We start from the raw sequence: 25,016 nt of genomic DNA, 5'->3' as shown, positions 1-25,016 counted from the left end.
CACCCGGCGCCCGTCCTGCGGGCGTCGTGGTGGGTGAAGGAGGTGCACCGGTGATCACTGACGACGAGGCGGGCTTCGCCGAGTTCGTGGCGGGGCGACAGGCCGCGCTGTCGCGGACGGCGTACCTCCTGACCGGCGACCACCACCTCGCCCAGGACCTGGTGCAGGCCGCGCTGCTGCAGGCGGCCAGGCACTGGCGACGGATCCACACCTCGCCGGAGGCCTACGTGCGCCGGGCGATGTACCACCAGAACATCTCCTGGTGGCGGCGCCGGCGCCACGTGGCCGAGACCTCGCTGGGGGCGTACGACGGTGCCTCCACGTCTCCCGACACCGACCTGCGGCTGACGCTCGACGAGGCACTCGGCCAGCTCACCACCAAGCAGCGCACCGTGCTCGTGCTGCGCTTCTACGAGGACCTCACCGAGGTCGAGACCGCCCGCGCGCTCGGGCTCTCGACCAGCACCGTGAAGTCCACGACCCGCCACGCCCTCGCCCGGCTGCGCGCGCTCGCGCCTGAGCTCGCCGAGCTGATCGGAGCCGACACATGAGCGACCTCCGCACGAATCTCCAGCGCCTCGCCGACTCCGCCGATCCGCTCCCCGTCGACGACGACCTCTGGCAGCGCGGCCAGGCCTCCCGCCGGCGCGGCCAGGCCCTCGTTGTGGCTGCTGTGCTCGCGATCATCGCCTCCGTCACCTGGAGCGCGGTCCTGCTCGGCACCGGCGACCGGGAGGCGCGTACGGCGTCCACCGACGTCGTGCCGGGTGGAGCGATCCCCAGCCGGATCGACGACATCCCCTCCGACCTCGAGGTGACGACACAGCTCGACCTGGGTCTCGCCTCCGCCGCCTTCATCTCGTCGACGACGAGCGACCCGGTCGTGATCACCGCGACCGACGGGGTGCCTCACCGACTCGGCCTCCCCGGCTGGATCCGCGACGGGACCGAGCTCGGAGAGCGGGTCAACCAGTCCCTCGCCCTGTCACCGGACGGCACTCGACTGGCGTGGCAGGCGGCTGACTCCGACGACGGGCATCCCGTGATCGGCGTGCTCGACCTCTCCACCGGGGAGTGGAAGGCCTACGCGCAGTCCCCGGGCGCGGGCATCCGGCTGCGGGAGATGTCGTGGTCCCCGGACTCCGCGTGGCTGGCCTGGATCGCCGACGACCTGCCGAACGTCCAGGTCGGCCGGTTGCGCCCCGGCTCCGCCCCGCAGAGCGACGTCACCGCGCTCACCGCAAACATCCAGGACGTGGCGGTGTCTGCCGACGGCACCTTGGTCATCAGCCGTCCGTCGGGCGGTCTCTACGAGGTCGAGGGCGACGACGCCACCCGCCTCACCCGCGCCGACGGCGTCGGGGCCGGGAGGTTCTCCCCCGACGGACGGCAGCTCTCACTGCGCTCCGGGATCGACCCCACGTCGTTCACCCTCGACCTGGCGACGGGGAAGGTGCTCGAGCACCCGTTCCCGGCCGGGACGTTCGAGGACGCCGCCGTGCTGCAACAGGGCTGGCTCGACGACCGGCTCCAGCTGCTGCTCGTGCAGTCGTCAGCCATGCCCGACCAGCGGGAGATGGTGGTCACCACGCCCACGGTCGGCCCCACCAGCACGTGGCGCCGGTCGGTCGGACTGGTCGAGGCCGGCCCGGCCGTCGACCTCAGCCTCGCCGTCGACCTCGTGCCCGACCTCGACGGCACCTCGTCCCAGCAGCTGACCCACGACTTCGGCGACCCGTTCGGCAGCGACCCGCGCGACCTCTCGTGGATCATCGGCCTCGGCGTCGCGGCAGCGATCGCCGTACTCATGGCACTGCGGTGGCTCCTCCGTCGCCTGCTGGGGTAGTCCAGTGACGGATGGTCGTCCGGGAGCCGAGATCCCAGCCATCCGTCACTGGACCACCTCACCCCGGGAAGGCGCGCGGGTTGCGACCGGCGAAGGCGACGAGCCGCTCGTAGGCCGTCGCGTCGTCGGGCAGGGGGACCTCGGGGTCGAAGGCGCCCTTGCGGTTCTCGTCGGTGAGCCCCTCCTGCATCGTGGCGAGGGCGGTCTCGGCGACGGCGTCGTCGAGCATGACGTCCGACCCGGTCGAGGCCACGAGGTCCCACGAGTGGACGGCGTACTCCGCGACGGCGACGGCCGCGCTGCCCTGCTGCTCCTCGGGCAGCTCGCGCAGCCCGGCGAGGAAGGTGTCGGCGGACGAGCGGAACGACGAGGCGAGGTCGTCGTCGGCGATGCCGGGGTCGGCGGCCCAGTCGACCTCCTCCCCCCGCGCCATCTGCCCGAAGCGGCCGGGCGAGGCCGCGACGTGCGAGGCGAGCTCGCGCACGGTCCAGCCGACGCAGGTGCTGGGGTTGTCGAGCTGGTTGGCGCCGACCGCGTCGAGCGCACGCCCCGCCTGGTCGAGTGCCTTCTCGAGGGTGTCCACGGGTGAGGTCATGACCTCACCTCACTCCTCGCGGCGGGCCGGCGCAAGACCCTCGACGGAGCGGAGGTAGGCCAGCACCGCCAGCACGCGCCGGTTGGTGTCGGGCTGCTGGTGCAGCTGCAGCTTGGCGAAGACCGAGCCGACCGCGGGCTCGACGGTCTTGATCGAGAGATGCAGCCGCTCGCAGATCGCGGCGTTCGACAGGCCGTCGGCCATCAGCTCCAGCACCTCCTGCTCCCGCGGCGTCAGACCCACGACCGGCCCCGGTCGGCACCCGACGAGCTCGCCCAGCGTCAGGTGCTCGAGCACGAGCGCCGCCTGCGCCGCGAGGTCGTCGAGCAGCCGGACCTCGGCGAGGGAGAGCGGGCCGTCGCGATCCACGACGAGCGCCCCGACCCGGTCGTCCGACAGCGCGACCAGCCGGGACCCGACCGGCAGGTCGGCCGCCGCCACCGGCGAGGGATCGGCGTCGACCGCCGGCCACGTCCCGACCACCTGGAGCCGCTCGGCGGTCCCGAGCCACACCGACGCCGGCGCGCCCATGGCGCCGGACGTCGCGTGCGCGAGGTCGGTCGGCAGGTCGTCGGCGGCAGGGCCGCGTCGCGACATCCACGTCAGCGCCGCGTAGGCCGCCGCGTGCTGGCCGTGCACGACGGCGAGCCCGGCCACGACGGGCACGAGCGTGGCCGCGAGCAGACCGGGCGTCGGCGTGCGCCACCCGACCAGGCCCACCACGAGCACCAGCACGGCAGCCGCAGCGGCCAGGAGCAGCCACGCGAGCTGGCGGCGTACTCCCCCCGTCGCGCTGCGCCACCGCAGCCAGATCGCGGCGGGCCACAGCAGCTGGAGGACGAGGTACGACGGGTGCGCGAGGGCCGACCACGCCGCGACCACCGCGTCGGGCGCAGGCCCCGCGAACGGGTGCGGGACGGACACCCCGGCGGCGTCGTACTCCACCGGCCACAGCAGCGACAGCGTCGAGCACGTGGTCGCCAGCACCGCGATCACGGCGACCACCGGACGCCAGCGCGGCGAGGGCAGGCGACCGTCCGGGTAGGCGACGACGGCAAGGGTCACGAGGGCGATCCCGAGCGCGATCGGCCAGACCCCGAGCCACGCGGCCCACCGCACGGGCACGGACGTCGGGTCGCCCGTGTGCCCGACCTGCCGACCCCAGAACATCACCGCCTGCACCACCCCGGTCGCGAGCAGCAGCACTCCCTCCGGATGGTGGCGGCGCTGGTGCAGGACGTAGGCGCCGACCAGCGCGAAGGCCAGCGCGAGCAGGCCGTTGTGCAGGTTGGTCAGCCACACGCCCTGCGCCAGCCCCCAGGTGACGAGCAGGACCACCACGCTCACGACCAGCAGCGGCACGAGGCCGCGCGGGAGCCGGGGTGGACCGCTGGTCATGCGGTCATCGTGGCACCGGATCCGCGAAAGGGGCACAGGGTTCTCCCTGGACCTCACCGCAGGGTCAGCCCCGTACCGCTCGACGAGGACAACGCGCAGCCTCGACGGCATGACCACCACCACCGAGACGACACCCGCGACCACGACCACCCCGACCGACCGCCTCCTCGACGGATCGCTCGCGGTGGCCCCGCTGCTCTACCTCGCCGCCGACACGACGTACGCCGTCCGCGGCTGGAGCGACGCGACCGCCGGCGTGCTGCACGTCCTGGGCGCGATCGCCTACGGATTCGTCGTCCTCGCGGTGGGGTCGTGGCTGCCGCGCGGCTCGCGCCTGGCTGCCGCGATCGTGCTCACCGGGCTGGTCGGCGCCGCGGGCAACGTCGCCTACGGCTTCGACACGATCCACCTCTCGCTCGGTGACACCGCCCTCGTCGACCAGCCGGGGGCGGCGAACCTCATCAAGCCGCTCGGCCTGTTCTTCCCGCTGTCGTTCGCGTTGGTCGCCGCCGCGCTCGCCCGGCTCGGCCACCGCTGGCAGGCCGTGCTGGTGCTCGTCGCGATCGTCGCGTGGCCGGTCGCGCACATCGGCAACATCGCCGCCGTCGCGGTGCCGGTCAACGTGGTGCTGGTCGTCGCCTTCGGCAGCCTGCTCTGGACCCGTCAGTCCTCGCCGAGGTAGGCCAGCTGGGCGCGGACCGAGAGCTCGGCCGCACCCCACAGCACCGGGTCGACGTCGGCGTACACGACCTCGACGACCGCACGGGCCGGGTCGTCGACGTCGGGCAGGGCGGCGAGCGCGGCACGCACCTGCTCGAGGCGCTGCTCGCGGTGGGCGAGGTAGAAGTCGAGGGCGCCGAGGGCGTCGTCGATGACGGGGCCGTGACCGGGCCACACGGTGGTGATGCCCTGCTCGCCGCAGAGCGCGTGGAGGCGCTGGAGGGAGGAGAGGTACGCCCCCAGCTGGCCGTCCGGGTGCGCCACGACGGTGGTGCCTCGGCCGAGGACGGTGTCGCCGGTGAGGACCGCGCGGTCCTGGGGGACGACGAAGGACAGCGAGTCCGACGTGTGCCCGGGCGTCGCCACGACGTGCACCTCGAGGCCGCCGACGGAGACGACGTCGCCCTCGCCGAGGCCCTCGGAGCCGAGGCGGTGGGCCGGGTCCAGGGCACGTACGCCGCACCCGTGCCGCTCGGCGAACTCGCGAGCGGCCTCGCTGTGGTCGGCGTGGTGGTGGGTCAGGAGCACGACCGCCACGCTCCCCCGTCCATCAGGGGCGGCAGCGGCGTCGATCGCGGACAGGTGCGCGTCGATCGACGGGCCGGGATCGACCACGACCGAGCGTGACGAGTCGGGGTCGCGCAGGACCCAGGTGTTGGTGCCGTCGAGGGTCATGATGCTGGCGTTGGGCGCGAGCACGCAGGTGCCGGTCTCCCCGAAGGAACCGCCGGCCCAGTCCTCCGACGACGTCATCGGTCCGCCATCAGCGCCGCGTAGGCCGGCGGCGTGGAGAGGATGAACTCCTCGCCGTCGGCCACGACCTCGGGCATGAACATCTCGACGGTCCGCTCCCGCGAAGCCGCGAGCACGGCGGCGGGGTCGGCGTACTGGCCCACCTCCAGGCAGGTCAGCCACGTCGGCGGCAGCATGAGGATCCGCTCCTCCTCGACCTGGGCGACCGCGTCGAGCGCGCCGGTCCACATCACCGACGACGACTCGGTCGACACGTCGCGGGTGACCTGGCCCTCCGGTAGGAGCGCGACGAAGAACCACGTGCGGTAGCGGCGCGGCTCGAAGACGGGGGTCAGCCAGCCCGACCAGGCGCCGAGGAGGTCGGTGCGGAGGACGAGCGACCGCTTCTCGAGGAAGGCGGTGAGCGACAGCTCGCGCGACTCGAGGGCCACCCGGTCGGCCTCCCAGTCGTCACCGGTGGTGTCGGCGACGACCTCGGTCGGACCCGCGCCGGCGAGCAGGACCGACGACTCCTCGAAGGTCTCGCGCACCGCTGCGCACACCAGCGCGCGCGCCTTCGGCTCGTCGCAGCCGAGCCGCGTCGCCCACTCGGCCGGCGACGGACCGGCCCAGAGACCGCGGTCCACGAGCCCGTCCTCGGTCAGCACGGAGTCGAAGTCGCGCGGGTCGACCCCGCCGCCGGGGAACACGCACATCCCGCCGGCGAACGCCATCGACGTGTGCCGGCGCAGGAGGTAGAGGTCCGGTCCCGAGGCGCCGGGACGCATCAGCACCACCGTCGCCGCGTCGCGCGGCTCGGCGGGCGTGGCGTCGCCGGCGGCGTAGGCCCGGGCCTGGGTGACGAGGGCGTCCGGCAGCGGGAGCCGCTGCATCAGACCTCGACGATGATCTCGACCTCGACGGGGACGTCGAGCGGGAGCACCGGGACGCCGACGGCGGAGCGGGCGTGCTTGCCGGCCTCGCCGAACACCTCCCCGAGCAGCTCGGAGGCGCCGTTGGCGACCCGCGGCTGTCCGGTGAAGTCGGTCGTGGACGCCACGAAGGCGACGACCTTGACGACGCGCTTGACGTGGTCGAGGGAGCCGATCTCGGCCCTCACCGCGGCCAGCGCGTTGAGCGCGCACTGGCGGGCGCAGGCGTAGCCCTCCTCCTCGGTGACCTCGCCGCCGACCTTGCCGATGGCGAGCATCTCGCCGTCCTTGGCGGGCAGCTGGCCGGAGGTGAAGACGAGGTTCCCGGTGCGGGCGGTGGGCTGGTAGGCCGCGACCGGCGGGACGACCTCGGGGATCGTGATGCCCAGCTCGGCCAGGCGTGCCTCAGCGCCCACGTCAGGCCTTCTGCTTCTTCAGGAAGGCGACGAGGCCGCCCTGGGCGTTGGTGTGGATGGCCACCAGCTCCCAGCCGTCCTGGCCGAAGTTGTTGAGCATCAGCGCTTCGTTGTGGAGCGGAATCGGCGCCACCTGGTATTCCCACTGGGTCATGGATCGCACCCTACTCGGGCCGGACGGAGCGGCTCCGAGGTCCTCCCGTGGTCCGACGCGCAGCGCCCGCGCGCCGTCTAGCGTTCGGCCCATGCCGACAGGAGGGCCAGCAGCAGGACCGATCCGGGACGACCAGCACCCGTGGCGCCTCGGCGTGCGGGGACGCCTGTGGTTCGACCGGCTCCTCGTGGCGGGCATGGGGCTGCTCACGCTCGGCCACGTGCTGTCGGACCAGCCCGTCTCGTTCGTCCTCGCGGTGCTCGAGGTGCTGCCGCTGCTGTGGCGGCGCACCCGCCCGGGCGCGGCGTTCGCCGCCGTCGCCGGCGTCAGTGTGCTGCAGGCCGTCGCGATCACCGAGCCCACCGTCGGGCAGCTGGCCTTCCCCGTCGCGGTCTACTCCGTGGCGCGCTGGTCGCCGCGGTGGCAGGGCGTCGCTGCGCTCCTGGTGGGCTACGCCGGCGCGCTGGTCGCCGCGGTCCGCTGGCTCATGGGGTTCGACGCCGACCTCACCGCGGCCGCCCTGATCCCCTACACCGTGACGATCGGCGCGATCGTCACCGCCGCCTGGGCGCTGGGCTTCGCCGCGCAGGAGCGGGAGAGGTACGTCGCCTCCCTCCTCGCGCGCGCCGAGCAGGCCGAGCGGATGGCCGAGCGCGAGGTCGAGCTGGCCGCCCGCGACGAGCGCTCCCGGATCGCGCGCGAGATGCACGACGTGGTGGCGCACGGCCTGTCGGTCATCGTGATCCAGGCCGACGGTGCGCGCTACGCGGCAGCCAAGGACCCCGACGTCGCCGTCGAGACGCTGGAGACGATCTCCGCCACCGGCCGCAGCGCGCTCGCCGAGATGCGCCGGCTGCTGGGGCTGCTCCGCGACGGTGACACCGGCGTGGTGCCGCAGCCCTCGCTCGACGACGTACGCCACCTGGTGGACGAGGCGCGCGCCGCCGGGATGAGGGTCGACGCCGACCTGCCGGCCGACCTGTCGGACGGGCTGCCCGAGGTGCCCGACGGTGTCGGGCTGGCGGCGTACCGCATCGTGCAGGAGGCGCTCACCAACGTCCGCAAGCACGCCGGCCCGTCGGCCGCGGTGTGCATCCGGGTGGCCGTGGGGCGCGACGTCGAGGTCGAGGTGCGCGACGACGGGCGCGGTGCCGCGGCGCAGTCCGACGGCCACGGGCTCGGGCTGGTCGGGATGCGCGAGCGGGCCGCGGTGCACGGCGGATCGGTCACGGCGGGACCCGCGGCCGGGGGCGGCTACGTCGTGTCTGCGAGGCTGCCGCTGTGAGCGATCCAGCCATTCGCATCTTCCTCGTCGACGACCAGCAGATGGTGCGCGCAGGCTTCCGGATGCTCGTCGAGAGCCAGGACGACATGACCGTGGTGGGCGAGGCGGGCGACGGCGGGGAGGCGCTGTCGCAGCTCGCCGTGACGTCCGCCGACGTGGTGCTGATGGACGTGCGGATGCCGCGCCTCGACGGCGTCGAGACGACCCGTCGGCTGCTGGCGACCGATGCCCCGCCGCGGGTCATCGTGCTGACCACCTTCGACCTCGACGAGTACGCCTTCGCCGCCATCCGCGCCGGCGCCTCGGCCTTCCTGCTGAAGGACGCCGCACCGCCCGACCTGCTCGGCGCCATCCGCTCGGTGGTCGCCGGCGACGCCGTGGTCGCGCCCAGCACCACCCGCCGGCTGCTCGACCACTTCGCGGCCCTCCCCGACCCGGCCACGCCCGCCGCCCACGACGACCGGCTCGCCCTGCTGACCGAGCGCGAGGTCGAGGTGCTCACCCTCATCGCACGCGGTCGCACCAACACCGAGATCGCCGCCGACCTCGTCGTCGCCGAGACGACGGTGAAGACCCACGTCGGCCGGATCCTCGCCAAGACCGGCTCGCGCGACCGCGTCCAGCTCGTCGTGCTCGGCTACGAGACGGGTCTCGTGACGGCCTGATCTGGGCCGGCCCCGGGCTGGAGTCACCGGATATCCGGTGACCGCCCCGCTTGTCGGCCGAGATCTCGGCCGACAAGCGGGAGACTCGGGTGCACAGTCACCCGGCGGCGATCCGGTCGAGCCACTCGGCGAGGAGCTGTCGCTCGGGCGGGCTGAGCACCTCGAGCTCCGGCGCGACGGCCCGGAGCGAGACCGCCGCCGCCACCGGCCCGTGCCCCGCGACGTCCGCGCTCGAGCCGGCGTCGACGAGGATCGCGTCGAGCACGGCGTCCATCATCGTCTCCCCCAGCGCCGGGTCACGCTGGTCGCCCGGCATGGCCAGCAGCGCGTGGATCACCCCCACCCCCGACGCGTGGATCAGGTCGACGGCGCGCGCCTCGGGCACGCGCAGCAGCCCCGCGGTCGCCAGCCGGTGCACGCGCGAGCGCAGCACCTCGCGCCCCGATTGCGCGGCCGGCGACCCACCCACGCGGTCCGGGTCGCTCAGCAGCCGGAACACCGCGGGGTTGGCGAGGCTGAACTCGACCTGGCGCCGCCAGCTCGCCCTCAGGTCCGCCACCGGGTCGAGGTCGTCCGCAGCGGTCGCCTCCATCTCGGCGGTCTTGACGGCCACGAAGCCGGCCATCACGTGCTCGGCGACGGCTTCCAGGAGGCCGTCCTTGTCGCCGAAGAGCCGGTAGATGGTGGGCGCCTGCACCCCGGCGAGCTCGGCCACCCCGCGCGTCGTCATCGCCGCCGGACCGCCCTCGCGGAGCAGGCGCGCACCCGCGTCCACGATGGCGTGGCGGGCGTCGGTGCGAGGTGGAGTCACGGACCAAGGATAACGACACCTTGCTATCACCGATCTCATGTGTCTATCGTCGTTGTTATCAACGTTAACAAGAAGGACGTAACCATGATCATCGTCACGGGCGCCGCCGGCGCCCTCAACGGTTCGACCGTCGACCACCTGCTCGAGCGAGTCCCACCCAGCGAGGTCGTGGTGGTGGCGCGCGACGTCGCCCGGGCCCAGCGGTTCGCCGACCTCGGCGTCGAGGTGCGACGCGGGGACTACGCCGACACCGCCTCGCTCCCGGCGGCGTACGACGGCGCCGACCAGCTGCTCCTCGTCTCGTCCAACGACCCGGCGGGGGACCACGTCGCGCTCCACCGGGCCGCGATCGAGGCCGCCGTTTCCGTCGGCGTCGGCAGGATCCTCTACACCAGCCACCAGGCCGCCGCTCCCGACAACCCGTTCCGCCCGGGCGCGACGCACTTCGCGACCGAGCAGCTGCTCGCCGCGTCCGGCGTCCCGTGGACCTCCCTGCGCAACGGCTTCTACGCCCACAGCCTCCAGTGGCTGGCCGGGCCGTGGCGCGAGACCGGCGTCATCGCCGTGCCCGGTGACGGACCGGTGTCGTGGACCGCCCGCGAGGACGCGGCCGAGGCCGCTGCCGCGATCCTGCTCTCCGACGGCGCCCACGACGGCCCCACGACCCTCACCGCCGCCGAGGCCCCGACCTTCGCCGAGCTCGCCGAGGCCGCCTCGGCACTGGCCGGCCGCACGGTCACGCTCCGGGTGCTGGAGGTCGACGAGTGGCTCGCGGCGCAGGCCGCTGCAGGGGTGGCCGAGCCCATGTCGCGCTTCCAGCTCGGCTTCTACGAGGCGGCCCGCGACGGCTTCTTCGCCGGCACGGACCCCCTCCTCGGCGAGCTGCTCGGCCGCGAGCCCCGCACGGCCCGGGAGGCGCTCGCCCACGCCTGACCCGGTCGCCCGGGTCCTCCCCAGGTCGTACGCCGACCACGCGGCGTCGGACCCCGGACCGAGTCGACGTCCGTGCCGGGGACCGACGATCGCAGGGCCGGGACGGACGAGCGTTGTCCCCATGACGACCACACTCGGAACGACGACCAGCACCGCCGCGAGCGCCCGCGGCCTCGCCCGCACCTACGGCAGCGGGGACAGCACGGTCCACGCGCTGCGCGGTGTCGACCTCGACCTCCCGGCCGGCCGCTTCACCGCGATCATGGGCCCGAGCGGCTCGGGCAAGTCAACGCTCATGCACTGCCTCGCCGGCCTCGACGTCGCGACCGCGGGCAGCGTCACCGTCGCCGGCCGCGACCTGGCCGGGCTCGACGACACCGCCCTCACCCTCTTCCGCCGCGAGCACATCGGCTTCGTCTTCCAGGCCTTCAACCTGCTGCCGATGCTCACCGCCGGACAGAACATCCTGCTCCCGCTCGAGCTCGCCGGCCGCCAGGTCGACCGGGAGCGCTACGACCAGGTCGTGGGCGTCCTCGGCCTCGCCGACCGGCTCGGCCACCTGCCCAGCCAGCTCTCCGGCGGCCAGCAACAGCGCGTCGCGATCGCGCGGGCCCTCGTGACCCAGCCCGACATCGTCTTCGCCGACGAGCCCACCGGCAACCTCGACAGCGAGGCCAGCGCCGAGGTCCTCGGCCACCTGCGCCGCTCGGTCCGCGAGCTCGGCATGACGGTCGTGATGGTGACCCACGAGCTCGACGCAGCGGCGTACGCCGACGACGTGGTCGTCATCCACGACGGCGCGGTCACCGCCCACCTCACCGACCCCGGCCAGGACCAGCTGGTCGTGGCACTGCGCGGAGGCAACGCCTGATGCGCACCGTGCTGCTGGCGTCGCTGCGCCACCACACCCGGAGGTACGTCGCCGCCTCGCTCGCCGTCGTCATCGGCGTCGCGTTCGTCGTGGTGACCGGGATGCTCACCGGCGCCACCCGGGCCGGGCTGACCGCCGACGTCGGCGCCCCGGTCGCCGGCCTCGACCACGTGGTGACCATCCACGACTCCCGGGAGGGCACGAAGCTCCTCGACGCCGCGACCGAGCAGGACGTCCCGGCCCTCGTCATCGGCTACGCGATGGAGCCGGTCTCGCGCGACGGCGTCGAGCTGGCACCGGCCGCGGACGTCTCCGAGGTCTCCCTCGACCCCGCCCTGCAGTGGCAGGAGCTCGAGGACGGCCGGTTCCCGACCGCGCCCGGCGAGGCCCTGGCCGACGCCAACGCCGCCAAGAGCACGGGCGTGGAGATCGGTGACACGCTCCGCATCGGCAGCGGTGACCTCGCCTCGGAGGTCGAGGTCGTCGGGCTCGTCGACAGCCCGGCCGGCGCGTCGTCGTCGCTCTACGTGCCGTGGCAGACGCTCGAGCGCTACCAGGACTCCAGCCTCTGGGTCGAGGCGCTCGCCTGGGGCGGCTCCACCGACCTCGCCGCCGAGGTCGCGCCCGGAGCGACGATCGAGTCCGCGGACACGTGGGTCGCGGCCAGGCAGGCCGAGATCTCCCGCGGGGTCGACGTCATCGCGATCATGGCGCTGGTCTTCGTCTTCATCGCGCTCTTCGTCGGCGTGCTGGTCATCGCCAACACGTTTGCGATCCTCTTCGCCCAGCGCCAGCGCGACTTCGCCCTGCTCCGCTGCGTCGGCGTGACCCGCCGCCAGCTCCGTCGCGCGATTTGCCTCGAGGCCCTGGCGATGGGTGTCGCCGCATCGGTCGTCGGCATCCTCGTGGGCACCGCGCTCGGCTACGGCCTCGTCGCGCTCGTGCACCACTGGTACGCCGACATGGGGGCCGCCACGATCGACCCGAGGTGGACCGGTGCCGCGTTCGCCGTCGGTGTCGTCGTCACCCTCCTCGCCGCCTGGCTCCCGACCCGCGCGGCCACGAAGGTCGCCCCGCTGGCGGCGCTGCGGCCCGACACCGGCGTCGACGTGCGCTCCGCCGCAGGACGCATCCGACTCGCGCTCGCCGCGCTGTTCCTCGTCGCCGGGGCCCTGCTCATGGCACTGTCGGTCGGCACGCACACCGTGCCGGTCATGCTCGGCGGCGGCGCGATCTTCTTCCTCGGCGTGCTGCTGCTGGGCCCGGTCCTGGTGCCGGCCCTGATCCGGCTCGTCGGCCGGATGTCGGGCACGGGCCCGGTCCGCCAGCTCGCCGCGGGCAACGCGGTGCGCAACCCACGTCGTACGGCGACCACCGCTGCGTCGCTGCTCGTCGGCGTCACCCTGACCACCGCCGTGCTCACCGGGCTCGCGTCGTCGCGCACGGAGATCAACCGCGAGATGGACGACGACTACCCGGTCGACGCCTCGATCACCGCCGTCGACCAGCCGCTCGCCGCGGACCTCACGTCGCGCACCGAGGCGGTCGACGGCGTCGCCGCCATCGCTGCCCTCGACGGCACGACGGCCACGATCGGCAAGGTCTCGTTCCCCCTCGTCGGCGCGACGCAGGAGCCCGGCGTCGTCCGCGGCAGCGACGACCTCGTCCCGGCCGACGGCGTGCTCGTGCTGCCGTACGACGTGGTCGGCGAGCTGCCCACGAAGGTCGGCGACCGGGGGTGGGACGACGAGGAGGTCACCATCACCGTCGGTGGTCGCGAGCGGACGCTGCAGGTCGAGCTGTCCAGCGGCTGGGGCCGTTCGGGCATCGTCTCGGCGGCGACGCTCGCTGCGCTCGACGCCGACCCGAGGCCGACGGCGATCTGGGTCCGCGCGGCGGACGGCGCCGACGCCGAGGACCTCCGCGGCGACCTCGCCGCGCTGGCCGGGGCGTCCGGTGCGGGCATCGACGGTGGCTACAGCAACCGCACGTGGGTCGACCTCCAGGTCGACATCCTCACCGGCGCCGTGGTCGGGCTGCTGGCCATCGCGATCGTGATCGCACTGGTCGGCATCGCCAACACGCTCGGCCTCTCCGTGCTCGAGCGCGGTCGCGAGAACGCCCTGCTCCGGGCGATGGGCCTGACCCGCTCGCAGCTGCGCCGGGCGATGGCGATGGAGGGGCTGCTGCTCTCGGCGGTCGCCACGCTGATCGGTACGACGCTGGGGCTGGTGTTCGCGTGGGTCGGCGTGAAGGTCATGGTCGGCACCGTCGTGGAGGGTGCCGGGATCACCGTCCCGGTGCTGCAGGTGGCGGCCGTCGTCGTGGTGGCCGCGCTCGCCGGCCTCGCCGCGTGCGTCGTGCCCGCACGCAAGGCCGCACGCGTCACGCCGGCCGCGGGGCTCGCGCTCGACTGACCGGTCGTCAGGCGGCGTCGCGCTCGAGCGCGGCGCCGATGGCGATCACGACGTCCTCGGCGAGGGCGAGCCCCTGGGCGACGTCGCTCGCGGTGAACGCCTCGGGCTCGAAGGAGTAGAGGTTCAGCACGCCGGCGACCTCGCCACCCACGAACAGCGTGAACCCGAGGTAGGCACGGACCCCGATGTCGTCCCACGACGACCACTGCGAGCCGTCCAGCAGGTCCGCGACTGCGACGACCTCGGGACGACGGCGCTCCGACACGACGACCGGTCCCTCGGACAGCGTCCGCTGGAGCTCGTCGAGGAGCTCCACAGTGGCGTGTCGCGCCACGTAGGACGTGGATCCTCCCGGTCCGACGAGCCCGATCCCCGCGAGGTCGCAGGCCCCGATCTCGCGGGCAGCCGACAGGGCCGCGCGCTCGAGGATCGCGAACACCTCCGGCTCGGACCGTGCGTCCCACACCCTCGCACCCGGACCGTCGACGACGTCCCCGTGGATCATGGTTCTCTCCCTCGGCCGTGCCTGCTCGTGTGCACGCCGAGTCGTGCGCCGTGTCGCCGGCGACTGGCCGGCGTCATCCTTCGATCCCGACAACGCATCGGATGGGGAAGGGTGACGCCGGTCTGGACCAGCGGTCCGGAAGGCGTGCCGCTCGAGGGTCGTCCCGGGTGACCGAGCACGAGCAGCGGGATCGGTCGGACGGACTCGACTAGCCTCCGGGCATGGAGCGCAAGGAGGCGGCCGAGAGCCGCGAGCGGCAGGACGGGCTCGACCCGTTCGAGAGGTTCGTCGAGGTGTCCACCGGCGTGATCAGCCGGGCGCCGTTCTTCGCCGTCTGCGTCGCGGTCGTCGTGATCTGGGCGGCGAGCTTCCCGCTCTGGAAGAGCACGACGAAGTGGGAGCTGGCCATCCACACCTTCGGTGCGGTGCTGTCGCTGCTCCTGCTCGTGCTGCTCGAGAACGCCGGGCGCCGCAACAGCGAGGCCCAGCAGGAGAAGCTCAACGTGATCGCCGAGGCGCTCGCCGCGCTGATGGACTCACGGGCGGCCGACGACCCCGAGCTGCGGGAGGCGGCCGAGAACCTCCGCGAGGCCGTCGGCCTGGAGGAGCGGCACTAGCCGTCGACCCGGCGTCGACAGGGCTCAGGCGGCGAGCAGCCGCAGCGTCGTCTCGCGGTTCGGGGACGCGGTGGCCTCGGTGCCGGCGTGGGCCCCGGCGACCGGGTGCACCATCACCTCGTCGACGCCGTACTCCCCGGCCAGCTCGGCGAGCTGCTTGCGCGCCTGCTCGGGGTCGCCGACGACCCACTTCGAGGACATCGCCTGGCCGAAGGCGCGCTGGTCCGGGGTCATCTCGACCGCCTCGGCCTCCTCGACCAGGCGCTGCGGCAGCAGCGGAGCGCCGGTGCGGAGCGCCAGCATCATCAAGATGTTGGGCAGCGCCTGACGACGCGCCTCCTCCTCGGTCTCGGCGACGACGGCGTTGACCGTGAGGAAGGTCCGCGGCTCGGGGTACTCCGGGGAGGGCCGGTAGGACGAGCGGTAGAGGTCCAGCGCGACGCCTGTCCCCTCGCCCTGGAAGTGGTGCGCGAAGACGTACGGCAGACCCTTCTCGGCGGCGAGCCGGGCGGAGTAGTCCGACGAGCCGAGCAGCCAGATGTCGGCGACCGAGCGGGCCGACGGGGTCGCGCGCAACGGCTGGCGACGCGGCCCGATCTGCAGCTCCACGCCGTCGCTCGTCATCAGCGTGCGGATGTCCTCGACGTAGTCGGGGAACTTGCTGACCGCCTCGTCCGCCGACTCCGCACTGCCCCCGCGCAGCACGTACCTGGTGAGCGGGTCGGTGCCGGGGGCGCGGCCGATGCCGAGGTCGATGCGACCGGGGTACGCCGCCTCCAGCAGGGCGAACTGCTCGGCCACCACGAGCGGCGCGTGGTTGGGCAGCATGACGCCGCCCGAGCCGACCTTGATGCGCGAGGTGGCGGCGGCGAGCATCGCGATGATGACCGGCGGGTTGGTCGCGGCGACTGCCGGCATGTTGTGGTGCTCGGCGACCCAGTAGCGGGTGTAGCCCGCCTCGTCGGCGACCTGCGCGAGGCTCCGGGACGCGGCGATCGCGTCGCCGGTGGTCTGGTCGCTGCGGACGGGGACGAGGTCGAGCACGGAGAGAGCAGTCACTGTCTCCACAGCGCTCGGCGGGCCTCGTCTATTCCGATTGACCTCACGTGCACCTGAGGTCCTACCGTCACGGGGTGACCACCGGCACCACCCCCGAGACCAGTCCCGCCTCCGGCGAGGGCGAGCGGATCCTGTCCCCTGCCTACGCCGCGACGACCATCGCGATGTTCGGCCTGATCGCGTTCGTCGCCTTCGAGGCGATGGCGGTCGCGACGGTGATGCCCACCGTGGCGCGCGACCTCGACGGCCTCGACCTGTACGCCCTCGCGTTCGCGGCGCCGCTCGCGAGCGGGGTCGTGGGGATGGTCGCCGCCGGCATGTGGAGCGACCGCACCGGACCGGTGGTGCCGCTGCTCGCCTCGATGGCGCTGTTCTCCCTCGGCCTGCTGGTGTGCGGGGTCGCGCCGTCGATGGACGTGCTGCTCGTCGGGCGCGTGCTGCAGGGGCTGGGCGGTGGTGCCCTCACTGTCGGGCTCTACGTCCTCGTCGGCCTCTGCTTCCCGTCGCGCCTGCGACCGGCGGTCTTCGCGTCCTTCGCGGCGGCCTGGGTGCTGCCGTCGCTCTTCGGCCCGGGACTCGCGGCGCTGGTCGCCGACACCTGGAGCTGGCGCTGGGTCTTCCTCGGCACCGTCGGCTTCGTGGTCGTCGCGCTGGCCCTGCTCGCGCCGGCACTGCGCGGGCTCGAGCCGCACCTCGAGGGCGTCTCCACCCCGGTCGCCCGGCTGTGGTGGGCCGTGCTCGGCGCGGTCGCCGTGCTCGTCCTCGAGCTCCTCGGCTCCGCGCAGGGGGTCGCGGTCGGCGGCGCGCTCGTCGCGCTGGCCGGCGTCTGGGTCGCGCTCGGCCGGCTGCTCCCGCAGGGCAGCCGGGTCCTCCGGCGCGGGCTGCCCTCCGTCATCGCGACGCGCGGGCTGCTCGCTGGCAACTTCTTCTGCGCCGAGGCCTACATCGTCTACGTGCTGCAGGACCACTGGAGCCTGACGCCCGGTCGGGCCGGCATCGCCCTGACGTGCGTCGGCGTCGTCTGGGCCGCAGCGTCCCAGGTGCAGGCACGCCTCGGCGACCGCGTCTCGCACCACCGGGCCATGGTCGTCGGCAGCTGCCTGGTGCTCGCCGGGCTCCTCGCCCTCGCCGGGTCGGTGCTCGCCCACGACTCGGGCCACGACCCGTCCGCGCTGCTGCCGGCGGCGGCGTACGTCCTCGCGGGTGCCGGCATGGGCTTCGCCTATCCGCGCACGGGTGTTGCGATGCTCGAGGTGTCGACCGATCGCGACCGCGGGTTCAACTCCTCCGCGCTCTCGATCGCCGACTCCCTCGGCGCCGCCCTCGCGCTGTCGCTCGCGGGCTCGGCGTTCGCGGCGGCCGGGCGCACCGATGTCGACCCGTTCCTGACCGTCTTCACCATCGCCGCGGTCGGAGGGTTCCTCGGCGTGCTCGCCGCGTCCCGCACCTTCAGCCGTACGTCGCCCGCCTGAGCAGGACCTCGAACGGTCCCCGCCGCCCCGTGCGGTGCATCCAGTCGGCGAGCGCCACGGTGAGCAGCCAGGTGGCGGTCGCGAGCACGGCGCAGCCGGTGACCGACAGCACGTCGGACAGGCCGAGCAGCGCCGGGGTGAAGGCCAGCGTCCACATCACCGACTGGGCGAGGTAGCAGGTCATCGAGCGCTGCCCGACGGCCGCGACCGCGTCGACCAGGCGGCTTCGCCGGTCCTGGAGGCGCAGGGCGAGCAGCGCCAGCAGCGCGGCGTACGCCACCCCGCCGGCGACCCCGGCGGTGTCGTGGAGCGGACCGAGCACGTCACCGTTGGCGGGCACGTCGAGCACCCCGAGCTGCACGAGTGCGATCGGCTGCGCGCCGGCGACCGCGACGGCGAGCCCGACCACGCCGGTGACGAGCAGGCCCCTCTCGCGAGCGGCCCGACGGTCGGCGGGCGGCGGCTCGAGCAGCCGGCGTCGCCCGGCCCACAGGCCGAGGAGGAAGGGGCAGCCGAAGCCGATCGGCCCGAGGGAGGCGACGAAGGCGGAGGTGAAGGCGCGGTCGACGAGCATCGCGCCGAGGTCGGTCGGCAGCATCGTGGTGGGGTCGGGCCCGTAGGTCGCGGCGGCGAACGACCCCTCGCCCGGCATCGACGTCAGGACGAGGAACAGCGCCGCGCCGGCGAGGAGCCAGCCGTCGCGCCACCGCACCGCCCACGCGCCGAGGAACAGCAGCACGCCGTAGGCGGCGAGGATGTCGCCGGCGAAGAGCAGCGTGGCGTGCAGGAAGCCGACCACGACGAGGAACGTCGCCCGCCGCCACAGCAGCCGGCGGACCCGCTTCGGCGGCGCGCCACCCTGGCGGCGTACGACCTGCGCCACGCCGTAGCCGAACAGCAGGCCGAACATCGGGAAGGCGCGACCGTCGACGAAGGTCGCGAGGGTCCACGCCACCGCGCGGTCGAGCGGACCCCCGTCCTGCGGGAAGCCGCCGAAGTACGACGACCCCTCGACGAAGTAGTGCGAGTTGGCCAGCGCGATCGCGAGCAGCATGACGCCCCGCGCGAGGTCCGGCCCGAGCGACCGCGCCGCCGGGGCCAGCGGTCCGGCCGGTGCGGTCACCTCGGTGGTCATGGCGGTAATACTAGAGTGCGTACTCCACTATTGGAACTGTAGTGCCTGCTTTGCACCCGAGACTCCCGCTTGTCGGCCCGGATCTCGGCCGACAAGCGGGGCGGTCACCGGATATCCGGTGACCGCCCCCGGTCAGGCGCCCGGCGTCAGGAGGCCTGCTCGAGCGTGGGGTAGTCGGTGTAGCCCTCGGCGCCGCCGCCGTAGAAGGTCGACTGGTCGGGCTCGTTGAGCTCGGCGCCGGCCTTCCAGCGCTCGGTCAGGTCGGGGTTGGCCAGGAACGGGCGGCCGACCACGACGACGTCCGCGAGCCCCGTGTCGAGGAGTCGCTCGACGGAGTCGAGGGTGGTGACGTCGCCGAAGCCGTCGTTGAGCAGCACCGGACCCTCGAAGCGCTCGCGCAGGTCGCGCACGAGCTCCTCGCGCGGCTCCAGCGGGCTGGCGAGCAGGCTGAGGTAGGCCAGCCCGAGCGGAGACACCGCGTCGACCACGGCGCGGTAGGTGGCGTCGAGGTCGTCGCCGACCTCCTCGCCGATGCCGTTGAACTGGTGGGCGGGGCTCAGCCGCAGGCCGACCCGCTCGGCGCCGACGGCCTCGGCGACCGCCGTCACGACCTCCACGACGAAGCGGGCCCGGTTCTCCGGGGAACCGCCGTAGGCGTCCTCGCGCAGGTTGACCGTCGGGTCGAGGAACTGGTGCAGGAGGTAGCCGTTGGCACCGTGGACCTCGACGCCGTCGAGACCGGCGGCGATCGCGTTGCGGGCGGCCGTGACGAAGTCCGCGACCAGCCCGGCGATCTCGTCGGTCCCGGGCGCGCGGGGCTCGTCGTGGGGCTTCGAGCCGTCGGCGGTGACCATCTCCCCGGGTGCCTGCACGGCGCTCGGGGCGATCGTCTCGGCGCCGTCCTTGTTGTCGGCGTGGGCGATGCGCCCGGCGTGCATCAGCTGCGCCACGACCACGCCGCCGCCGGCGTGCACCGCGTCGGCGACGAGGCGCCAGCCCGCGACCTGCTCGTCGGTGTAGAGGCCGGGCACGTCGAGGTAGCCCTGCCCCACCTGGCTCGGCGCGATGCCCTCGGTGACGATCAGCCCGGCACCCGCCCGCTGGCCGTAGTACTCCGCGTTCAGGCCGGTGGGTGCGTGGCCCTCCCCCGCGCGGTTGCGCGTCAGCGGCGCCATCACGAAGCGCTGCGGGAGCTGCCAGGGACCGACCGAGATCGTCTCGAATGCACGGGACATGAGGATGCTGCCTCCAGAGAAGTTGAGGACTGTACGACCGTCCTCAGCGACCCCGTGGCCCGCGATGTTCCCCGACGAGAGATGGCTCACAGCCCTCCCCCACCCGCCGGGGTAGTCCAGATGTCACTGGACCACCCCAGCTGGGATCAGCGGCGCCGCAGCGCCGCCTCCACCAGCGCCGGAGGTGCGTAACCCCGGTCGGCCTCGTTGATGGTCGTCCCGGGCGGGACGATCTCGTCGATCCGGTCGAGCAGGTCGGCGCTCAGCACGACCTTCTCCACGCCGAGCTGCGACTCGAGCTGCTCCAGGGTGCGCGGGCCGATGATCGCCGACGAGATCGCCGGGTGGGCGAGCACGAAGCCGATGGCGAGGTGGATGAGCGACAGGCCGGCCTCGTCGGCGAGCTCCTGCAGCTGGTGCACCGCCTCGAGCTTGACCTTGTTCTCCGGGCTGTTCGGGTCGTGCCGCGCCGGCTGGCGGTCCTGCCGGCTCGAGCGCACGGCGGGCTCCTCGCCACGGCGGTAGCGACCGGACAGCCAGCCGCCCGCGAGCGGGCTCCACGGCAGCACGCCGATGCCGTACTTCTGCGCCGTCGGCAGGATGTCGCGCTCCACCTCGCGGGCGAGGATGGAGTACGGCGGCTGCTCGGTCACCGGGCGCTCGCGGCCGCGCTTCTCGGCCACCCACTGCGCCTCGACGACCTGCGACGGCAGGAACGTCGACGTACCGAGGTAGCGGATCTTGCCCTGGCGGACCAGGTCGGTGAGCGCGCCGAGCGTCTCGTCGATGTCGACCTCGGGACGCGGGCGGTGCACCTGGTAGAGGTCGATGTGGTCGACCTGGAGCCGGCGCAGCGAGGCCTCGACCTCGCGGACGATCCAGCGACGCGAGTTGCCCTGCTGGTTGGGGTCCTCGTCGTGCATGGAGCCGTGGAACTTGGTGGCGAGGAAGACGTCGTCGCGGTCGCCGCGGGCCTTGAGCGCCTTGCCGACGATCTCCTCGGACTCGCCGCGGGCGTAGACGTCGGCGGTGTCGATGACGTTGATGCCGGCGTCGAGCGCGCGGTGGATGATCGTGATCGACGCGTCGTGGTCGGGGTTGCCCCACGCGCCGAACATCATGGCGCCGAGGGTCAGCGGGCTGACCTGGACGCCGGTCCGGCCGAGGGGGCGGAAGTGCTCGAAGCTCATGCGGATTCCTTTGCGGATCGGGGGGCGTACTGGCTGTCGGGGCGCGCGAGGCCGAGGTGGTCGCGCAGCGTGCTTCCTGTGTACTCCTCGCGGAACAACCCGCGCCGTCGCAGGATCGGGACGACCTCCTCGATGAAGACGTCGATCCCGCCCGGGAGCCACGGCGGCATCACGTTGAAGCCGTCGGCCGCGCCGTTCTCCGCCCACTGCTGGATGGTGTCGGCGACCTGGTCGGGCGTGCCGGTGACGACGCGGTGCCCGCGCGCGCCGGCGAGGCGGTGGCACAGCTGGCGCAGGGTCGGGTCCTCGCGCTCGACGATGTCGAGCACGAGCTGGAACCGGCTGCCCTCGCTGCGCTCCTCGTCGGCGTCGATCACCTCGCGCGGGAACGGCCCGTCGAGGTCGTACGACGAGAGGTCGACGCCGGTGAGCCGGTGCAGCTGCGCGAGGGAGTACTCCGGCTGCGTGAGGTCGTTGAGCTCCTGGTGGAGGTCCTCGGCCTCCTGCGCCGTGGACCCGATGAACGGGCTGATGCCGGGCAGCACCTTGAGCCCGCGCGGGTCCCGTCCCCCGGCCTGCGCCCGCTGCTTGATGTCGGCGTAGAACTCCTGCGCCGACCCGAGGGTCTGGTGCGCGGTGAAGATGGCTTCGGCCCAGCGCGCGGCGAACGCCCGACCGTCCTCCGACGACCCGGCCTGCACGTAGACCGGCCTGCCCTGCGGCGACCGGGGCGCGTTGAGCGGCCCGCGGACGGAGAAGTACTCGCCCTCGTGGTCGACGCGGTGGATCTTGTCGGTGTCGGCGAAGAGCCCGGAGCGCCGGTCGGCGACGACGGCGTCGTCCTCCCAGCTGTCCCACAGCTTCGTGACGACGTCGACGTACTCCTCGGCGCGGGCGTAGCGGTCGCGGTGGAGCGGGTGCGCGTCGAGGCCGAAGTTCAGCGCGGCGTTGGCGGCACCGGTGGTGACGATGTTCCAGCCCGCGCGACCCTTGCTGAGGTGGTCGAGGGCGGAGAGCTGCCGGGCCAGGTTGTAGGGCTCGGTGTAGGTCGTCGACGCGGTGCCGATCACGCCGATCCGCTCGGTCGCCGCGACGATCGCCGTCATCACGGTGATCGGCTCGAGGCGAAAGCGGGCGGCGTACCGGATGTTCTCGGCCAGCGACGGACCGTCGGCGAAGAAGACGGCGTCGAACTTCGCGGCCTCCGCCTTCTGCGCGAGCTCCTGGTAGTAGGAGATGTCGAGGATCCGGTCGGTCTCGCTGTCCGGGTGCCGCCAGGCCGCCTCGTGGTGGCCGTCGGGGTAGATGAACAGGTTCAGGTGCAGGCTCTTGCGCGGAGCGGAGGTCACGAGGCCGCCCTCGCGACCCGGCGCGGCGCGGCGTCGTGGTCGTCCTCGACGCCGAGCTCGTGGAGCAGCTCGGCGCGCAGGCGGGCGAAGGCCGGGTCGGCCTGCGAGCGCCGGGTGCCGAGGTCGATCCGCGCGTCGTGGCGTACGACGCCGCCGTCCAGGACGATGACGCGGTCGGCCAGCACGATCGCCTCGTCGACGTCGTGGGTCACGAGCAGCACTGCGGGCTGGTGCACCTCGCAGAGCTTGCGCAGCAGCGTGTGCATGCGGATCCGCGTGAGCGCGTCGAGGGCGCCGAAGGGCTCGTCGGCGAGCAGGAGCTCGGGGTCGCGGACCAGCGAGCGGGCCAGCGACGCGCGCTGCTGCTCACCGCCGGAGAGCTCGTGCGGCCACGCCCTCTCCCGACCGGCGAGGCCCACCTCCTCGAGCGCCTGCGACCCGCGCTCGGCCGCGTCGCCCGCCCGCAGCCCGAGGGTCACGTTGTCGAGCAGCCGCTTCCACGGCAGCAGGCGCGAGTCCTGGAAGACGACCGAGACCTTGTCGGGCACCTCGATCCGCCCGTGGCCGGCCACCCCCCTGTCGAGGCCGGCCAGCGCGCGGAGGAGGGTGCTCTTGCCCGAGCCGCTGCGGCCGAGCAGCGCGACGAACTCGCCGGGCGCGATCTCGAGGTCGAGGCCGTTGAGCACGCCGCCCGCCTCGTTGAAGCTGCGGTGCAGGGCCTCGACCCGGACCGCCGGGTCGGGCTGGGTGGTCAGCTCGCCAGTGTGCGACGCCATGACAGTGCCTTCCTCTCGATGAGCCGGACGACCGCGTCGGCGGTGACGCCGAGCAGCGCGTAGACGACCAGGCCGACGACGATGATGTCGGTCTGCCCGTAGTTCGACGCGAGCGTGATCATGTGGCCGATCCCGCTCGTGGCGTTGATGACCTCGACCACGACGAGCGCCAGCAGCGACGAGGTCACCGCGAAGCGCAGTCCCAGCAGGAAGCCGGGCATCGCGCCGGGGAGCACCACGTGCCGGACGAACTCGGCGCGGGTGACGCCGAGGGTCTCCGCCAGCTCGGCGTACCTGCCCTCGATGGAGCGCAGGCCGTTGTGCGTGTGGATGTAGATCGGCACGAAGACGGCCAGCGCGATCGTGATGACCTTCATCGGCTCGCCGATGCCGAGCCACAGGATGAGCAGCGGGATGAGGGCGAGCGTCGGGATGGATCGCTTGACCTGGATCGGCCCGTCGATGAGCGACTCGCCGATCCTGGAGAGCCCCGAGACGAGCGCCAGGACCGTGCCGACCGCGACGCCGAGCCCGAGGCCGAGCGCGGCGCGGACACCTGAGGTCACCAGGCTCTCCTGGAGGCGGCCGTTCTCGATGAGCGTCCCGGCGGACTCCACGACGGTCCAGGGCTCGGTGAGCGTCCGCGGGTCGAGCAGGCCGGTGGCCGAGCCGACGACCCACGCGGCGAGCAGCAGCGCGATGCCGATGAGCCCGCCGAACCGGATCGGGGCGCCGGGGCCCAGCCGGCGGCGGACGGGACGGACGTCCTCGGCGCCGGGGGGTGCCCCGGCGGATCGGGGCCGGGTGGTGACGTCGCCGGCGAGCGTCGTCATGACGATCCCTCCCCCTGGCCCGAGACGGCGGCGGCGATGGCCTTCTCGAAGCGCCGGTCGTAGAGCGTGGAGACGTCCAGCGGCTCCTGGTCCTGCTCCTTCACCAGCGTGTCCACGGTGACCTGGTGGCGGGCGATGAAGTCGTCCCAGTCGGTCGGCACGGTGAACTGGCCGAGCGCGTCGACGACGTAGGCCGCGTCCTCGGGCGAGAGCCCCTCGTGGTCGACGTAGTAGGCCTGGGCGAACTCGTCGGGGTGGTCGGAGATCCACTGCTGCGCCTCGGCCCAGAGACCGACGTACTCCTTGATCGCCGTCGCCTTGTCGGCGTCCTCGAGCACGGTGGTCGGCGCGTAGAGCGTCCACGCGTCGTCGCGCACGCCGGACGGGATCGTGGTGGCGCCGTCCTGCTCGTACTTCGCGAGGTAGGTCTTGACCAGCGTCTGGCCGAGCGGCGCGACGTCGACCTGGTTGCTGGCCAGCGCGACGGAGAAGGCGTCGTCGACGCTCTGCATCTCGACGAGCTCGACGTCGTCCTGGGTCAGGCCGGCCTCGCGCAGCACGTTGAGCACGAGCGCGCCCTGCGCCTGGCCGGGGCTGTAGGCGATCTTCTTGCCCGCGAGGTCCTCGACCGACTTCACGTCGACGGCCGGCGCGACGCCGAGCTCGTAGGTCGGGTGGTCGGCCGGGTCGACCGTCTCGCGCGCGGCGACGATGCGGACGTCGGTGCCGGTCCAGTGGGCGAAGAGCGGCGGGATGTCGGCGACCGAGCCGATGTCGATCGCGTCGGCCCGGAAGGCCTCGAGGGTCTTGGGGCCGCCGGTGATGTTGGCCCACTCGACGTCGACGTCGAGGTCGTCGATGAGGCCTGAGGTCTCGAGCGCCACCTGGGTGGCGGGGTCCCCCACACGGAGCACGGTCCCGTCGGGGGCGGCGTCCGGGAGCGCCGCGGTCAGCTCGAGCTTCGGTCCGGCGTCGCTGCTGCCGCACGCGGACAGGGTCGCCACCATCAAGCCTGCCGTGGTGAGCAGGGCGGCGCGGAACAGGGGGCGGGTGGGCCCTCGTCGTGGCAT

26 protein-coding genes are annotated in these 25,016 nt (G+C 73.4%); 10 read left to right on the top strand and 16 right to left on the bottom strand.

From position 1 onward, the window contains the following. The first annotated feature begins 50 nt into the window (after positions 1-50). Both BLV76_RS08995 and BLV76_RS08990 read left to right on the top strand, forming a co-directional pair. Positions 51-551: a SigE family RNA polymerase sigma factor gene (locus BLV76_RS08995; RefSeq protein WP_245734606.1), complete on the top strand. Its 501-nt coding sequence runs from the start codon at positions 51-53 to the stop codon at positions 549-551. Continuing rightward, complete coding sequence (locus BLV76_RS08990; RefSeq protein ID WP_090968822.1) at positions 548-1,846, top strand: WD40 repeat domain-containing protein; 1,299 nt, start codon at positions 548-550, stop codon at positions 1,844-1,846. The genes BLV76_RS08995 and BLV76_RS08990 overlap by 4 nt, the downstream gene beginning before the upstream one ends. Before the next feature lie 58 nt (positions 1,847-1,904). Here the strand turns inward: BLV76_RS08990 and BLV76_RS08985 are convergent, their stop codons facing one another. Continuing rightward, positions 1,905-2,441 (bottom strand): TIGR03086 family metal-binding protein, encoded by a 537-nt coding sequence (locus BLV76_RS08985; protein WP_090968821.1) that lies wholly within the window; start codon positions 2,439-2,441, stop codon positions 1,905-1,907. 9 nt (positions 2,442-2,450) lie between these two features. Next, positions 2,451-3,839 carry a helix-turn-helix transcriptional regulator gene (locus tag BLV76_RS22830; RefSeq protein WP_217630298.1) on the bottom strand — a complete coding sequence of 463 codons (1,389 nt, stop codon included), beginning with the start codon at positions 3,837-3,839 and terminating at the stop codon, positions 2,451-2,453. A 109-nt stretch (positions 3,840-3,948) separates the two neighbouring features. Between BLV76_RS22830 and BLV76_RS08975 the strand changes: the two genes are divergently transcribed. Next, a complete protein-coding gene (locus tag BLV76_RS08975) occupies positions 3,949-4,521 on the top strand; it encodes a hypothetical protein (RefSeq protein WP_090968820.1) in 573 nt (190 codons plus the stop codon). On the opposite strand, the gene BLV76_RS08970 is transcribed toward BLV76_RS08975, so the two are convergent. The 4 genes from BLV76_RS08970 to sp36 are packed head-to-tail and all read right to left on the bottom strand — an operon-like array spanning position 4,503 to position 6,793. After that, positions 4,503-5,312: an MBL fold metallo-hydrolase gene (locus tag BLV76_RS08970; RefSeq protein ID WP_090968819.1), complete on the bottom strand. Its 810-nt coding sequence runs from the start codon at positions 5,310-5,312 to the stop codon at positions 4,503-4,505. The genes BLV76_RS08975 and BLV76_RS08970 overlap by 19 nt on opposite strands. After that, the gene (locus BLV76_RS08965) at positions 5,309-6,184 is read right to left on the bottom strand and encodes an NUDIX hydrolase (RefSeq protein WP_090968818.1); all 876 of its coding nucleotides are present in this window, start codon (positions 6,182-6,184) and stop codon (positions 5,309-5,311) included. Before BLV76_RS08965 ends, BLV76_RS08970 begins: the two co-directional genes overlap by 4 nt. Then, positions 6,184-6,639: a RidA family protein gene (locus tag BLV76_RS08960; RefSeq protein ID WP_090968817.1), complete on the bottom strand. Its 456-nt coding sequence runs from the start codon at positions 6,637-6,639 to the stop codon at positions 6,184-6,186. Before BLV76_RS08960 ends, BLV76_RS08965 begins: the two co-directional genes overlap by 1 nt. A gap of 1 nt (position 6,640) precedes the next feature. Then, positions 6,641-6,793, bottom strand: a complete 153-nt coding sequence (gene sp36 / locus BLV76_RS22495; RefSeq protein WP_165354369.1) for a Sp36 family protein — start codon at positions 6,791-6,793, stop codon at positions 6,641-6,643. Between the two features lie 91 nt (positions 6,794-6,884). Here sp36 and BLV76_RS08955 point away from each other — a divergent pair, with 91 nt between their 5' ends. After that, positions 6,885-8,078, top strand: coding sequence for a sensor histidine kinase (locus BLV76_RS08955; protein ID WP_175539615.1), 1,194 nt, complete (start codon positions 6,885-6,887; stop codon positions 8,076-8,078). Continuing rightward, entirely contained in the window at positions 8,075-8,743 is a 669-nt protein-coding gene (locus BLV76_RS08950; RefSeq protein WP_090968815.1) for a response regulator, read from the top strand. Before BLV76_RS08955 ends, BLV76_RS08950 begins: the two co-directional genes overlap by 4 nt. Positions 8,744-8,840: 97 nt before the next feature. Here the strand turns inward: BLV76_RS08950 and BLV76_RS08945 are convergent, their stop codons facing one another. Next, positions 8,841-9,554 (bottom strand): TetR/AcrR family transcriptional regulator, encoded by a 714-nt coding sequence (locus BLV76_RS08945; protein WP_217630297.1) that lies wholly within the window; start codon positions 9,552-9,554, stop codon positions 8,841-8,843. 84 nt (positions 9,555-9,638) lie between these two features. Between BLV76_RS08945 and BLV76_RS08940 the strand changes: the two genes are divergently transcribed. The 3 genes from BLV76_RS08940 (at position 9,639) to BLV76_RS08930 (ending at position 13,775) form a co-directional block, all read left to right on the top strand. Then, positions 9,639-10,487, top strand: a complete 849-nt coding sequence (locus BLV76_RS08940) for an NmrA family NAD(P)-binding protein (protein ID WP_090968813.1) — start codon at positions 9,639-9,641, stop codon at positions 10,485-10,487. A gap of 121 nt (positions 10,488-10,608) precedes the next feature. Next, the gene (locus tag BLV76_RS08935) at positions 10,609-11,358 is read left to right on the top strand and encodes an ABC transporter ATP-binding protein (RefSeq protein ID WP_090968812.1); all 750 of its coding nucleotides are present in this window, start codon (positions 10,609-10,611) and stop codon (positions 11,356-11,358) included. Next, entirely contained in the window at positions 11,358-13,775 is a 2,418-nt protein-coding gene (locus tag BLV76_RS08930) for an ABC transporter permease (protein WP_090968811.1), read from the top strand. Before BLV76_RS08935 ends, BLV76_RS08930 begins: the two co-directional genes overlap by 1 nt. 7 nt (positions 13,776-13,782) lie before the next feature. On the opposite strand, the gene BLV76_RS08925 is transcribed toward BLV76_RS08930, so the two are convergent. Next, positions 13,783-14,280, bottom strand: coding sequence for a GAF domain-containing protein (locus BLV76_RS08925; RefSeq protein ID WP_090968810.1), 498 nt, complete (start codon positions 14,278-14,280; stop codon positions 13,783-13,785). 221 nt (positions 14,281-14,501) lie between these two features. Between BLV76_RS08925 and BLV76_RS08920 the strand changes: the two genes are divergently transcribed. After that, the gene (locus BLV76_RS08920; protein WP_090968809.1) at positions 14,502-14,897 is read left to right on the top strand and encodes a low affinity iron permease family protein; all 396 of its coding nucleotides are present in this window, start codon (positions 14,502-14,504) and stop codon (positions 14,895-14,897) included. Between the two features lie 24 nt (positions 14,898-14,921). On the opposite strand, the gene BLV76_RS08915 is transcribed toward BLV76_RS08920, so the two are convergent. Then, on the bottom strand, positions 14,922-15,956 hold the full coding sequence (locus BLV76_RS08915; RefSeq protein ID WP_090968808.1) for an LLM class flavin-dependent oxidoreductase: 1,035 nt from the start codon (positions 15,954-15,956) through the stop codon (positions 14,922-14,924). A 74-nt stretch (positions 15,957-16,030) separates the two neighbouring features. Between BLV76_RS08915 and BLV76_RS08910 the strand changes: the two genes are divergently transcribed. Further along, positions 16,031-17,428: an MFS transporter gene (locus BLV76_RS08910; protein WP_090968807.1), complete on the top strand. Its 1,398-nt coding sequence runs from the start codon at positions 16,031-16,033 to the stop codon at positions 17,426-17,428. On the opposite strand, the gene BLV76_RS08905 is transcribed toward BLV76_RS08910, so the two are convergent. The 7 genes from BLV76_RS08905 to BLV76_RS08875 form a co-directional block, all read right to left on the bottom strand. Next, positions 17,406-18,563, bottom strand: coding sequence for a DUF418 domain-containing protein (locus BLV76_RS08905; protein ID WP_090968806.1), 1,158 nt, complete (start codon positions 18,561-18,563; stop codon positions 17,406-17,408). The genes BLV76_RS08910 and BLV76_RS08905 overlap by 23 nt on opposite strands. Positions 18,564-18,709: 146 nt before the next feature. Further along, entirely contained in the window at positions 18,710-19,798 is a 1,089-nt protein-coding gene (locus tag BLV76_RS08900; RefSeq protein WP_090968805.1) for an alkene reductase, read from the bottom strand. 146 nt (positions 19,799-19,944) lie between these two features. Beyond that, positions 19,945-20,988 carry an aldo/keto reductase gene (locus BLV76_RS08895; protein ID WP_090968804.1) on the bottom strand — a complete coding sequence of 348 codons (1,044 nt, stop codon included), beginning with the start codon at positions 20,986-20,988 and terminating at the stop codon, positions 19,945-19,947. Beyond that, complete coding sequence (locus BLV76_RS08890; protein ID WP_090968803.1) at positions 20,985-22,337, bottom strand: LLM class flavin-dependent oxidoreductase; 1,353 nt, start codon at positions 22,335-22,337, stop codon at positions 20,985-20,987. Before BLV76_RS08890 ends, BLV76_RS08895 begins: the two co-directional genes overlap by 4 nt. After that, positions 22,334-23,113, bottom strand: a complete 780-nt coding sequence (locus tag BLV76_RS08885) for an ABC transporter ATP-binding protein (RefSeq protein ID WP_090968802.1) — start codon at positions 23,111-23,113, stop codon at positions 22,334-22,336. Before BLV76_RS08885 ends, BLV76_RS08890 begins: the two co-directional genes overlap by 4 nt. Then, entirely contained in the window at positions 23,089-23,946 is an 858-nt protein-coding gene (locus tag BLV76_RS08880; RefSeq protein ID WP_090968801.1) for an ABC transporter permease, read from the bottom strand. Before BLV76_RS08880 ends, BLV76_RS08885 begins: the two co-directional genes overlap by 25 nt. Then, positions 23,943-25,016, bottom strand: a complete 1,074-nt coding sequence (locus BLV76_RS08875) for an ABC transporter substrate-binding protein (RefSeq protein WP_090968800.1) — start codon at positions 25,014-25,016, stop codon at positions 23,943-23,945. Before BLV76_RS08875 ends, BLV76_RS08880 begins: the two co-directional genes overlap by 4 nt.

This window comes from Nocardioides exalbidus (assembly GCF_900105585.1).
Lineage (GTDB): Bacteria > Actinomycetota > Actinomycetes > Propionibacteriales > Nocardioidaceae > Nocardioides > Nocardioides exalbidus.
This window is presented reverse-complemented; position numbering and strand designations above follow the sequence as displayed.

Coding starts and splice junctions, on each gene's coding strand:
- BLV76_RS08990 (WP_090968822.1), top strand. CDS start 548: ATGAGCGACCTCCGCACGAATCTCCAGCGCCTCGCCGACTCCGCCGAT.
- BLV76_RS08985 (WP_090968821.1), bottom strand. CDS start 2,441: ATGACCTCACCCGTGGACACCCTCGAGAAGGCACTCGACCAGGCGGGG.
- BLV76_RS22830 (WP_217630298.1), bottom strand. CDS start 3,839: ATGACCAGCGGTCCACCCCGGCTCCCGCGCGGCCTCGTGCCGCTGCTG.
- BLV76_RS08975 (WP_090968820.1), top strand. CDS start 3,949: ATGACCACCACCACCGAGACGACACCCGCGACCACGACCACCCCGACC.
- BLV76_RS08970 (WP_090968819.1), bottom strand. CDS start 5,312: ATGACGTCGTCGGAGGACTGGGCCGGCGGTTCCTTCGGGGAGACCGGC.
- BLV76_RS08965 (WP_090968818.1), bottom strand. CDS start 6,184: ATGCAGCGGCTCCCGCTGCCGGACGCCCTCGTCACCCAGGCCCGGGCC.
- sp36 (WP_165354369.1), bottom strand. CDS start 6,793: ATGACCCAGTGGGAATACCAGGTGGCGCCGATTCCGCTCCACAACGAA.
- BLV76_RS08955 (WP_175539615.1), top strand. CDS start 6,885: ATGCCGACAGGAGGGCCAGCAGCAGGACCGATCCGGGACGACCAGCAC.
- BLV76_RS08940 (WP_090968813.1), top strand. CDS start 9,639: ATGATCATCGTCACGGGCGCCGCCGGCGCCCTCAACGGTTCGACCGTC.
- BLV76_RS08935 (WP_090968812.1), top strand. CDS start 10,609: ATGACGACCACACTCGGAACGACGACCAGCACCGCCGCGAGCGCCCGC.
- BLV76_RS08930 (WP_090968811.1), top strand. CDS start 11,358: ATGCGCACCGTGCTGCTGGCGTCGCTGCGCCACCACACCCGGAGGTAC.
- BLV76_RS08925 (WP_090968810.1), bottom strand. CDS start 14,280: ATGATCCACGGGGACGTCGTCGACGGTCCGGGTGCGAGGGTGTGGGAC.
- BLV76_RS08920 (WP_090968809.1), top strand. CDS start 14,502: ATGGAGCGCAAGGAGGCGGCCGAGAGCCGCGAGCGGCAGGACGGGCTC.
- BLV76_RS08905 (WP_090968806.1), bottom strand. CDS start 18,563: ATGACCACCGAGGTGACCGCACCGGCCGGACCGCTGGCCCCGGCGGCG.
- BLV76_RS08900 (WP_090968805.1), bottom strand. CDS start 19,798: ATGTCCCGTGCATTCGAGACGATCTCGGTCGGTCCCTGGCAGCTCCCG.
- BLV76_RS08895 (WP_090968804.1), bottom strand. CDS start 20,988: ATGAGCTTCGAGCACTTCCGCCCCCTCGGCCGGACCGGCGTCCAGGTC.
- BLV76_RS08885 (WP_090968802.1), bottom strand. CDS start 23,113: ATGGCGTCGCACACTGGCGAGCTGACCACCCAGCCCGACCCGGCGGTC.
- BLV76_RS08880 (WP_090968801.1), bottom strand. CDS start 23,946: ATGACGACGCTCGCCGGCGACGTCACCACCCGGCCCCGATCCGCCGGG.
- BLV76_RS08875 (WP_090968800.1), bottom strand. CDS start 25,016: ATGCCACGACGAGGGCCCACCCGCCCCCTGTTCCGCGCCGCCCTGCTC.